The 13,114-nt window shown below is 71.0% G+C and carries 1 protein-coding gene (cut by a window edge); it reads left to right on the plus strand.

What is annotated here, in order from left to right:
- On the plus strand, positions 1 to 13,114 hold part of the coding region annotated (locus ACWEKS_RS21270) for a non-ribosomal peptide synthase/polyketide synthase (RefSeq protein ID WP_452341685.1) (this coding region is incomplete at its 5' end). The annotated region continues 16,109 nt past the right edge of the window; 13,114 of 29,223 annotated nt are visible.

The following is a 13,114-nucleotide window of genomic DNA, read 5'->3' on the forward strand; positions in this document are numbered from 1 at the left end:
GGCCAGCTGGTCGTGGTCGATTACTACGTGTCCCGTTCGCCCGAGCAGTTCCTGGAGCTGTTGCGCCGCGAGCAGGTCACGGTGCTCAACCAGACCCCGTCGGCCTTCTACCAGCTGGCCGAGGCCGACCGGATCGCTACCTCGGCGAGCCGGGAATCGGATACCGCCGCCGGTGACCAGCAGTCGCTGGCGCTGCGCTACGTCGTCTTCGGCGGTGAGGCACTCGAGCTGCGCCGCCTGTCGGATTGGGTTGCCCGCCACGGAGATTCCTCGCCGTACCTGGTGAACATGTACGGCATCACCGAGACCACCGTGCATGTGTCCGTGCGGGTGCTCGATGCCGACACCATCGCCGCCGCCACCGGTTCGGTGGTCGGCCGGGCCATCGCGGGCCTGCGCGTCTACGTTCTCGACGACCGGCTGCACCCGGTGCCGGTCGGTGTCGCGGGCGAAATGTACGTGGCCGGACCGCAATTGGCGCGTGGCTACCTGGGCCGCCCGGACCTGTCCGCGGCCCGCTTCGTGGCCAGTCCGTTCGGCATCGCGGGCGAGCGGCTGTACCGCTCGGGTGATGTGGCGCGCTGGAACCGCTTCGGTGAGCTGGAATATCTGGGCCGCGCCGACGATCAGGTCAAGGTGCGCGGCTTCCGTATCGAGCTCGGTGAGATCGAGTCCGCCGTGCTGGCCCAGCCGGGCGTGGCGCAGGCCGCGGTCATCGTGCGCGAGGACCAGCCGGGCGATCAGCGCATCGTGGCCTATGTGGTGCCGGAGAACGGCATCGCGCCGGCCGTGGACGCGGTCCGCGACGGCGCGGCCGAGCTGCTGCCGTCCTACATGGTCCCGTCCGCCATCGTGGTGCTGGACCGAATCCCGTTGACCGTCAACGGCAAGCTGGACCGCCGGGCGCTCCCGGCTCCGGCCGCGCAGGCGCGGGCCTTCCGCGCCCCGGAGACCCCGGTGCAGGAGACGGTCGCCGCCGTCTTCGCCGAGGTCCTGGATCTACCGCGGGTCGGCCTGGACGACGACTTCTTCGACCTGGGCGGCAACTCGCTCATCGCCACCCGGGTGGTGTCGCGCATCGGCGCGGCCCTGGACACCACGGTCGCGGTGCGCACCCTGTTCGAGGCCACCACGGTCGAGGCCCTGGCCGCCCGCATCGAATCGCACGCCGACGGTGCGTCCCGCGCCAAGCTGGTGGCCCGGACCAGGACTCCCGGCGACCTGGCGCCGCTGTCGTTCGCGCAGCAGCGCATGTGGTTCCTGAACCAGTACGACACCTCCTCGGCGGCCTACAACCTGCCGCTGGCCATCCGCCTGACCGGCGAACTCGACACCGCCGCACTGGAACTCGCGGTCGCGGACGTGGTCCGCCGGCACGAGTCGCTGCGCACCCGGTACCCGGAGCACGGCGGCACCCCGATGCAGGTGGTCGTCCCGGCCGAGGAGATCGCCCTCGACCTGCGGCCGGTCACCGTGGCGGCCGCGGACGTGACCGCCACCGTGACCGCCTTCGCCACGCTGGGCTTCAATGTGGCCGAACAGGTTCCGCTGCGCGCCCGCCTGTTCCGCGTCGGCGGCGAGGACGCCACCGAGCACGTGCTCGTGGTGGTCGTGCACCACATCGCGGGCGACGGCTTCTCGATGTCCCCGCTGGCCCGCGACGTCATGGTCGCCTACACCGCGCGCAACCAGGGCGCGGTTCCGGGCTGGGCCCCGCTGGCCGTGCAGTACGCCGACTTCGCCGTGTGGCAGCGCGAAGTGCTGGGCTCCGAAGAGGACTCGTCCTCGATCATGGCCCGCCAGGTGGCCTACTGGCAGCGCGTGCTCGGCGGCGTGCCCGACGAGCTGGCCCTGCCCACCGACCGCCCGCGCCCGGCCATCGCCTCGCACCGCGGCGCCACGCTGCAGCGCACGCTGTCGCCGGAGCTCGTCGCGGCGCTGGAAGACGTTGCCCGCCGCCGGGGTTCGTCGCTGTTCATGGTCATGCACAGCGCCCTCGCGGTGCTGCTGGCCCGGCTGTCCGGCGGCGACGACATCGCGGTCGGCACCCCGGTCGCCGGTCGTGGTGAGGCCGCGCTGGACGACCTGGTCGGCATGTTCGTCAACACGCTGGTGCTGCGCACCGGCATCGATCCGGCCGAGTCGTTCACCGACCTGCTGGACCGCGTGCGGCACACCGACCTCGACGCCTTCGGCAATGCCGACGTGCCCTTCGAGCGGCTGGTGGAACTGCTCGCGCCCGAGCGCTCGCAGGCCCGCAACCCGCTGTTCCAGGTCATGCTGGCGTTCCAGAACCTGGATCGCACCAGCATCGAGCTGCCGGGGCTGACCGTCTCCACGCTCGACCTCGACGAGAACATCTCCCGCTTCGACCTGCAGTTCACGCTGTCGGAGCAGGACTCCGGGATGGCGCTGGCGCTGACCTACGCCACCGACCTGTTCGACGAGGCCACCGCGGCCGGATTCGCGCAGCGCTGGGTGCGGGTGCTCGAGGCCGTCGCGGCCGACCCGGAGCTCGGCGTCGGCGCGATCGACATTCTGGACCAGGACGAACGCGCCGATCTGGTGGCCCGTTTCGGCCTGCCCGCCGTCCCGGAGCGCACGCTGCCCGAGCTCATCGCCGACGCCGTCGCCATCGATCCGGCCGCGACCGCGGTCGTGTTCCAGGGCAGGAGTCTGTCCTACGGCGAGCTGGATGCGCGCTCGAACCGCTTGGCGCGCTTGCTCATCGAGCGCGGCATCGGCGCCGAGGATCTGGTCGCCGTGGCCGTGCCGCGGTCGGACGACTCCTACTTCGCCGAATGGGCGGTGTCCAAGACCGGTGCGGCCTTCGTACCGGTGGACCCGAACTACCCGGCCGACCGCATCGCCCACATGGTCACCGACTCCGGTTCGCCGGTCGGCCTCACCGTGGCATCGGTGCGCGCGGACATGCCGGACTCGGTCGAGTGGCTGGTGCTGGACGAGCTGGAGCAAGCGCTGGGAGGTGGAGCGAATGCGTTCGCGGACACCGCGATCGCCGACGCCGAGCGGGTGCGCCCGCTGCGCCCTGAGCACCCGGCCTACGTCATCTACACCTCCGGTTCCACCGGCGTGCCCAAGGGCGTCGTGGTCACCCACGCGGGTCTGGCCAACTTCAGCGTCGAGCAGGCCGAGCGGTACGCGCTCGACTCCTCCTCGCGCGCACTGCATTTCGCGTCGCCGTCGTTCGACGCGTCCATGCTGGAGTTCCTGCTCGCCATCGGCAAGGGTGGCACCCTCGTGGTCGTCCCGCCGGGCACCTACGGCGGTGAGGAGCTCGCCGAGCTGATCCGCCGCGAGCAGGCCACCCACGCCTTCATCACCCCGGCCGCGCTGTCCACCTTCGGACCGGCGGGTCTGGACTCGCTGCGCGTGCTGGTCGCCGGTGGTGAAGCCGTCCCGGCCGATCTGGTCGAGAAGTGGGCGGTGCCGATCGGCGAGGGGACCGGGCCGGACGGCACCATTCGTGCCTTCCACAACGGGTACGGTCCCACCGAGACCACCATCATGACCAACATCAGCGATGCGCTGGTGCCGGGCGATCTGGTCACCATCGGCGGTCCCATCCGGGGCATGCAGTCGCTGATCCTCGACAACCGCCTGCGCCCCGTTCCGGTGGGTGTCGCGGGTGAGCTGTACCTGTCGGGCATTCAGCTGGCGCGCGGCTACCACGCCCGACCGGGCCTGACCGCCGACCGGTTCGTCGCCAACCCGTATGTGGCGGGCGAGCGCATGTACCGCACCGGCGACGTGGTGCGCTGGACCCCGGACGGCTTGGTCGAGTACGTCGGCCGGTCCGACTTCCAGGTCAAGGTGCGTGGTTTCCGCATCGAGCTGGGCGAGATCGACGCCGCGCTGGCCTCGCACGAGTCCGTCGACTTCGCGGTCACCGTGGGCCACAAGAACGCCGCGGGCGCGACGTCGCTGGTGTCGTATGTGGTTGTCACGCCGGGTCGTTCGATCGATGTGGCGGCCGTGACCGCGCACGTCGAGGCGCGTCTGCCCGCGTACATGGTGCCGTCGGCGGTCATGGTCATCGACCGGGTGCCGCTGACGCCGGTCGGCAAGCTGGACCGCCGGGCGCTGCCCGAGCCGGTCTTCGCCACCGAGGTGGTCTTCCGCGCGCCGCGCAATGCCCTCGAGCACACCATCGCCGAGGTCTTCGCCGAGGTGCTGGGCCTGGAGCGGGTCGGTATCGACGACTCGTTCTTCGCCCTGGGCGGTGACTCCATCGTCTCCATCCAGTTGGTGTCGCGGGCCAAGGCGCGCGGCGTGGTGTTCAGCCCGCGCGACGTGTTCGAACAGCGCACGGTCTCCGGTCTGGCCGCCATCGCGACGGTATCCGTGGACGGCCAGGGCGATTCGACCCCGCAGCTGACCGAGCTGCCGGGCGGCGGCGTGGGCGTCATGCCACTGACCCCCGTCGTGCGCTTCATGGCGGGCCGGTCGGGCGAGTTCGGCCGCTTCAACCAGACCATGGCGCTGGAGCTGCCGATCGGCATCGATCGCGCGGGCATCGCCGCCACCGTCGGCGCGGTCATCGACCGCCACGACATGCTGCGGGCGCGCCTGCGCCGGGTGCCGGACGCGGACTGGATTGTCGAAACCGCCGCTCCCGGAACGATCGACGCGGATGCGCTGATCGATCGCACCGAGTTCGACGCGGGCGTCACCGACGCACAGCTGGTCGAGATCGCCACCGCCGCACTGGATGCCACCCTCGACAAGCTGGATCCGGCTGCGGGACAGGTCATCCGGTTCGTGTGGCTGGAGCCGTCCGGCGCCACGGCGAGCCGGGAATCGGGCACCGCTCGTGCCGGACGTCTCGTCGTCGCCGCGCACCACCTCGTGGTCGACGGCGTCACCTGGCGAATCCTGGTGCCGGACTTCGTCGCCGCCTGGGGTCAGCTGTCCGCCGGACAGACCCCCGAGCTGGTCGCGCCCGCCACCAGCATGCGCACCTGGGCGCACGCCCTCGAGCGTGAGGCCGCCACCGACGAGCGCGTCGCCGAACTCGAGTTCTGGCGCACCGTCGTCGAGGGCCCGGACCCGCTGCTCACCGAGCGCCCCATGGATCCGGCCGTCGACGTCACCGCCACCATCGAGAAGCACCGCGTCGAACTGTCGGCCGAGGCCACCAAGGCGCTGCTGACCACCGTGCCCGCGCTGTTCCACGGCGGTGTCAACGACGGTCTGCTGACCGCACTCGCCTTGGCGGTGGCCAAGTTCCGCGCGGCCAAGGGCCTGGGGGAGAAGGCCGGGGGGCAGGACACAGCCCTCGTCCGCCTCGAGGGCCACGGCCGCGAGGAAGAGGTCGTGCCCGGTGCCGACCTGTCGCGCACGGTCGGCTGGTTCACCGCCATCTTCCCGGTGCGCTTCGAGCTGGCCGGCATCGACGTGGACGCCGCCCTCACCGGCGGGCCCGCCATGGGCCGGGCCATCAAGGCCGTCAAGGAGCAGCTGCTCGCGGTGCCGGACAAGGGCATCGGCTACGGCCTGCTGCGCTACATGAACTCCGACACCGCCTCGCAGCTGCCCAAGCAGCTGCCGGGCCAGGTCAGCTTCAACTACCTGGGCCGCGTCAACGAGGGCGATGTGCCGGAGGCGCTGCGCGGCTTCGGCTGGATCCCGGCTCCCGAGCTGGCGGACCTGGCCGGCGCCTACGACGGCGACATGCCCGCCATGGCCCCGATCGACATCAACGCCATCGTGGTCGGGGAGAAGCTGACCGCCAATATCGGCTACCCGAGCACGCTGATCGGTGCGCAGGAGATCGCCGAATTCGCGGCGCTGTGGACCTCGGCGCTGGAAGCCGTTGCCCGGCATGCCGATTCCGCGCAGGCGGGCGGGCACACCCCGTCCGACTTCGGCCTGGTGCGCGTCACCCAGCGCGATATCGACGGCTGGGAGAAGCAGTACGGTGCGCTGAACCAGGTGTGGCCGCTGTCCGCGCTGCAGGCCGGTCTGCTGTTCCACGCGCAGCTGGCCGCCACCTCGGTCGACGTGTACACCGCGCAGGCGGTGCTCACCCTCGAGGGCCGCGTCGACGCCGACCGGCTGCGGTCGGCCGCGCAGGCGCTCATCGAACGCCACGAAATCCTGCGCACCGCCTACGTGAACGACGCGTCGGGTGTTCCGGTGCAGGTGGTCATCGACGGCGTGCAGGTGGCGTGGACCAACCACGACCTGACCGATATCGCCGACGCGGAAGCCCGCGCGGCACGCGCGGCGGAGATCATCGCCGCCGACCGGGTGCAGCGCTTCGACCTGACCGCGCCGCCGCTCATCCGCTACACGCTGGTGCGAACCGCCGCGAACAGCTACCAGCTGGCCGTGGCCAACCACCACATCCTGCTCGACGGCTGGTCCATGCCGCTGCTCATGCAGGACCTGCTGGTGCTGTACGCCACGCACTCCGACACCGCGGTGCTGCCGCCGGTGCGGTCCTACCGGTACTTCCTGGAATGGGTTGCGCAGCAGGACCGTCCGGCCTCGCTGGCGGCGTGGCAGCGGTCGCTGCACGGCGTCTCCGAGCCGACCCTGCTCACCCGCCCCGACGCGGGCCGCGAGATCACCGCCCTGTCCGGCGAGTACTTCTTCGACCTGGACGAGGCCGCGACCGCGCGCCTGACCGCGCTGGCCGCCGACCTCGGCGTCACCCCGAACACCGTGCTCCAGGTCGCCTGGGGCATCCTGCTCGGCCGCCTCACCGGCCGCGAGGACGTGCTCTTCGGCACCACGGTGTCCGGCCGCCCGGCCCAGCTGTCCGGCGTCGAGTCCATGGTGGGTCTGTTCATCAACACCGTGCCGGTGCGGGTCGCCTTCGACCCGGCCGAGCCGGCGAGCGCGCTGCTCACCCGTACCCAGGGTGAGCAGGCCGATCTGCTCGACCACCACTACGTGGGCCTGGCCGACATCCAGACGGCGGCCGGCATCGGCGGACTCTTCGACACCCTGGTGGTGTTCGAGTCGTATCCCGTTGACGCCGAAGGCATTCGGTCGCAGGCCGCGGATATCGACGGCATGGCCGTCACCGGTCTGGACGCGGCGGACGCCACCCACTACCCGCTGACCCTCATCGCCCAGCTCGACACCCGCCTGCGCATCCGCGCCGGCTACCTGCGCGACCTGTTCGACGAGGACACCGTCCACCGCATCGCCGACCGCCTGGTGCGCGTGCTGACCGCCATCACCACGGAACCCGCTGCGGCCGTGGGCGATATCGAACTGCTGGACGCACCCGAACGCGAGCTGGTCGTCGAGCGCTGGAACGACACCGCCTTCGACGTCGAGGCCGTGCTCACCGATCGCTCCGCCTCCCCGCGCTTGGCGGCCGAGGCCGCGACCCTGGTCGCGATGTTCGAGGCGCAGGTGGAGCGGACGCCCGACGCGACCGCGCTCAGCTTCGAGCACGCCGATACCTCCCAACCGGCTACAACTCTGTCCTACGCCGAGTTCGCCGACCGGGTACACCGCCTGGCGCGCTGGCTCGTCGAGCGTGGTGTCGGAGCGGAATCGTTCGTGGCCCTGGGTATGCGGCGTTCCATCGACCTGGTGGTCGGCATGTACGCCGTCACCGTCGCCGGTGCCGCCTACGTGCCGCTGGACCCGGATCACCCGGCCGAGCGCATCGAGTACATCCTCGAGACCGCCGACCCGGTGACCGTGCTGACCTCCGGCGAGGATCTGCCGATCGATACCGCGCAGGTCCGCATCGACATGCTGGAGCTGGCCAACTACTCGGCCGCTCCGCTCACCGATGCGGATCGCCGTGCGCCGCTGCGGGAGTCGAACAACGCGTACGTGATCTTCACCTCCGGTTCGACCGGCCGCCCGAAGGGTGTGGCGGTGCCGCACTCGGCCATCGTCAACCGCCTCGTCTGGATGCAGGCGGCCTACGGGCTGACCGCCGACGATGTCGTCCTGCAGAAGACCCCGGCCACCTTCGACGTGTCGGTGTGGGAGTTCTTCTGGCCCTTGCAGATCGGCGCGACGCTGGTCGTGGCCAAGCCGGAAGGCCACCGCGACCCGGCGTATCTCGCGGATCTCATTGCCCGCGAGGGTGTGACGGTCACCCACTTCGTGCCGTCCATGCTCGCGGTGTTCGTGGCCGAGGAGGCCGCCGCGCGCTGCACCAGCCTGCGCAAGGTCTTCGCCTCCGGTGAGGCGCTGTCGCCCAAGCCCGCGCACAAGCTGCGTGAGCTCACGGGCGCGGAGCTGCACAACCTGTACGGCCCGACCGAGGCCGCGGTCGACGTCACCTTCCACCAGGTCGTGGACGCGGACGTCGATACCGTGCCGATCGGCCGCCCGGTGTTCAACACCGAGGTGTACGTGCTGGATTCGCGTCTGCGGCCGGTTCCGGTGGGTGTCGCGGGTGAGCTGTACCTGGCGGGCGATCAGCTCGCGACCGGGTATGTCGCGCGCCCGGACATCACTTCGGATCGCTTCGTGGCCAACCCCTTCGGGGACGGCGAGCGCATGTACCGCACCGGTGACCTGGTCACCTGGACCGCGGACGGTGAGCTGGAGTACATCGGCCGCACCGACTTCCAGGTGAAGCTGCGCGGTCTGCGCATCGAGCTCGGGGAGATCGAATCCGCGCTCACCGCACTGGATTCCATCGCGCAGTCGGTGGTCGTGGTGCGCAGCGACGTGCACACCGGCGATCAGCTGGTCGCCTATGTCATCCCGGCGGCGGGCCACACCGTGGACGTCGAGAAGGTGCGCCTGGAGATCGGCGAGAGCCTGCCCGCGTACATGGTGCCGTCGGTCCTGATGGCGCTCGACGAGTTCCCGCTCAATGCCTCCGGCAAGCTGGACCGCAAGGCGCTGCCCGCGCCGGTGTTCGAGGCCGCGGTGTTCCGCGCTCCGGTCACTCCGGTCGAGCAGATCGTGGCCGGCGTGTTCGCCGAGATCCTCGGCCTGGAGCGGGTCGGCCTCGACGACGACTTCTTCGCCCTCGGCGGCAACTCGCTCATCGCCACCCAGGTGGCGGCGCGCCTGTCGGCCGCGCTGGACACCCACCTGGGTGTGCGCGAGATCTTCGAGGCGTCGACCGTGGCCGCCCTGGCGGCGCGCGCCGAAACCCATTCCGGCGCGGGCACTCGCCAGGCGCTGACCGCGCAGCAGCGGCCGGAGCGGCTGCCGCTGTCGCTGGCCCAGCAGCGCATGTGGTTCCTCAACCGGTTCGATCCCGAATCGGCCGTGGACAATATCCCGGCGGCCGTGCGCCTGTCGGGTCTGGTGGACCGCCAGGCCCTGCAGATCGCCGTCGCCGACGTGCTGGCGCGGCACGAGTCGCTGCGTACCCGCTACCCGGAGATCGACGAAGCGCGGGGAGGCGGAGCGCAAGCGTTCCAGGAGATCGTCCCCACCGCACAGGTCATTCCGGACCTGACCCCGGTCGAGGTCTCCGAAGCCGAACTGCCGCAGGCGCTCTCGGAGCTGGTGCTGAGCGGCTTCGACGTCACCGTGGACGTGCCGTTCCGGGCCCGCCTGTTCGAGGTCAGCCCCACCGAGCACGTGCTCGCGCTGGTGGTGCACCACATCTCGGCCGACGGCTTCTCCATGGGCCCGCTCACCCGGGATGTGATGACCGCCTACGGCGCTCGCGTCGAGGGCGGCGAGCCCGGCTGGCAGCCGCTGGATGTCCAGTACGCGGACTACGCGCTGTGGCAGCGCGCGGTGCTCGGCGACGAGACCGACACCGAATCCGTGATCTCCCAGCAGATCTCGTACTGGCGCGACTCACTGCGCGGCCTGCCCGACCAGCTGGACCTGCCCGCTGACCGGCCGCGTCCGGCCGTCGCGTCGGGCCGCGGTGCGACGCACGTCTTCACCGTCGATGCCGACACCCACGCCAAGCTGACCGAACTGGCCCGCACCCGCGGCGCGACCCTGTTCATGGTCATGCACTCCGCCCTGGCGGCGCTGCTGTCGCGGCTGTCGGGTGAGGCGGACATCGCGATCGGCACCCCGGTCGCCGGTCGTGGTGAACGCGCCCTCGACGACCTCATCGGCATGTTCGTCAACACCCTGGTGCTGCGCACCGAGGTGGACGGCGGCGCCGGCTTCACCGAGCTCCTGGACACGGTGCGCGCCACCGACATCCAGGCCTTCGGCCACGCCGACCTGCCCTTCGAGCGCCTGGTCGAGATCCTCAACCCGGCGCGTTCGCAGGCGCGGCACCCGCTGTTCCAGGTCATGCTGTCGTTCCAGAACACCGGCATCACCGAACTGGAACTGCCCGGCCTGACCGTGAGCGCCGTCGATCTCCCGATCGACACCGCCAAGTTCGACCTGCAGCTGGTCCTCACCGAGCAGCTGGGAACCCACGACGTGGCGGGCAACGGCCACGGCGCGACCCCGTCCGGCATCACCGCCGAACTCATCTACGCCACCGACCTGTTCGACGCGGCCACCATGGAGCGTTTCGCCGACCGGTTCGACCGGCTGCTGAAGGCCATTGCCGCGCAGCCGGAACGGGCCATCGGCGATATCGACCTGCTGGTCTCCGGCGAGCGCACCCGGGTACTGCGCGACTGGAACCGCACCACCGCCGACGTCGTCTCCGTGCTGGCGGAACTGACCTCCGGCACCCTGTCGGGCGAGACCACGGCCGAGGGCGAGATCGTGCGCAGCGCCTCCGGCGACGCGGGCGAGACCCTGGTCGCACTGTTCGAGGCCCAGGCCGCGCGGACCCCCGAGGCGACTGCGGTCAGCTTCGAGGGGTCAGGTCTGCCCTACCGCGAGTTCACCGCACGGGTGCATCAGCTGGCCCGCAAGCTCATCGAGGCCGGGGTCGGCCCGGAGAGCCTGGTGGGCTTGGGCATTCGCCGTTCGGTGGACCTGGTGGTCGCGATGTACGCGATCATCGAGGCCGGTGGCGCGTACGTGCCGTTGGACCTGGACCAGCCCGCCGACCGAATCGACTACGTGCTCGAGACCGCTCGGCCGGTGTGCGTGCTCACCACCGAGCGGGACGGATTCACCCACGCGAGCGTCCCGACCGTCGCGGTCGACACCGTCGACCTGTCGGGTTACTCCGACGCCGTGCTGACCGACGCGGATCGCAGTGCGCCGCTACGGGCTTCGAACACCGCCTACGTGATCTTCACGTCGGGTTCGACCGGTCGCCCGAAGGGTGTGGCGGTGCCGCACTCGGCGATCGTGAACCGCCTGGTGTGGATGCAGGCCGAGTACGGCCTGACCGCCGCCGACGTGGTGCTGCAGAAGACTCCGGCCACCTTCGACGTGTCGGTGTGGGAGTTCTTCTGGCCCTTGCAGATCGGCGCGAAGCTGGTCGTGGCCAAGCCGGACGGGCACCGCGATCCGGTGTACCTGGCCGAGACCATTGCCCGCGAAGGCGTCACGACCGCGCACTTCGTGCCGTCCATGCTGGCCGTGTTCGTCGCGGAGCTCGAGAGTCGAGCCGGAGAAACCCCGAACCCGCCCCGGAGCGAAGCGGAGGGGCGAATTGGACACAGCCTGCGGCTGGTCTTCGCCTCCGGTGAAGCGCTGCCCGCGACCACCGCCCAGCAGCTGCGCCGGGTCACCGGCGCCGCCCTGCACAACCTGTACGGCCCGACCGAAGCGGCCGTCGACGTCACCTATCACCAGGTCACCGACGCCGACACCGAGACCGTGCCGATCGGCCGCCCGGTGTTCAACACCCAGGTGTACGTGCTGGATTCGCGCCTGCACCCGGTCGCGCCGGGCATGGCGGGCGAGCTCTACCTGGCCGGCGTGCAGCTGGCGCGCGGCTACGTGGCGCGCCCCGACCTGTCGTCGGATCGCTTCGTGGCCAACCCCTTCACGCCGGGCAAGCGCATGTACCGCACCGGTGACCTGGTCACCTGGACCGCGGACGGCGAGCTGGAGTACATCGGCCGCACCGACTTCCAGGTCAAGCTGCGCGGTCTGCGCATCGAGCTCGGCGAGATCGAGGCCGCGCTGACCGCCCACGAGTCGGTCGCCCAGGCCGTCGTGGTGCTGCGGTCCGATGCCCGCACCGGTGACCAGCTGGTCGCGTACGTGGTTCCGGCGCAATCGGTTTCGACCGAACCGGTCGCGCTCGGCGCGGACGTCCTCGACGTGGAGGCCGTGCGCGAGCACCTGGCCGCGCAGCTGCCGTCCTACATGGTCCCCGCCGCCTTCGTGGCCCTGGGCGCGTTCCCGCTCAGCGCCAACGGCAAGCTGGACCGCCGCGCACTGCCCGAACCGGAGTTCGCCGCCCGTGAGTTCCGTGCCGCCGCAACGCGTGCCGAGGAGATCGTGGCCGGCGTCTTCGCCGAGGTGCTCGGGCTCGAGAACCCGGTCGGCGCGGACGACGACTTCTTCGAACTGGGCGGCAACTCGCTGATCGCCACCCAGGTCGTGGCGCGACTGGGCGCGGCGCTCGACACCCGCATCCCCGTCCGCACCCTGTTCGACGCCCCGAGCGTGGCCGCCCTGGCCGCGCGCGTGGAAGCGCAGGCGGGCACCGGTGGCCGCCGCGCGCTGGTGGCCCAGGCCCGGCCGGACGAGATCCCGCTGTCGCTGGCCCAGCAGCGCATGTGGTTCCTCAACCGCTTCGACACCGCCTCGGCCGTCAACAACATCCCGCTCGCGGTGCGCCTGACCGGCGACCTCGACGTGGACGCCCTGCTGGCCGCCGTCGGCGACGTGCTGGAGCGGCACGAGGTGCTGCGCACCATCTACCCGGAGAACGCCGAAGGCCGTGGCGTGCAGGTCATCCTGCCCGCCGACCAGGTCCGCCTGGACTCGGCCGCCAATGCCGGCATCCACGGCGGCGGCACCGGCCTGGCCGCGGTCGAGGTGGCCGAGGCCGACCTGCGCGAGCACATCGCCGAGCTGGTCCTCACCGGCTTCGACGTGACCGCCGCGGCCCCTGTGCGCGCCGGACTGTTCCGGGTCTCGGATGCCGGACAGCCCACGCACGTACTGGTTTTCGTGGTGCACCACATCTCCGGCGACGGCTGGTCGGTGCGCCCGCTGGCCCGCGACGTCATGGTCGCCTACGCGGCCCGCGCCACCGGTGAAGCGCCGCACTGGGCGCCGCTGCCGGTGCAGTACGCCGACTTCGCGCTGT

The sequence above is a fragment of the Nocardia sp. NPDC004711 genome (assembly GCF_053601595.1).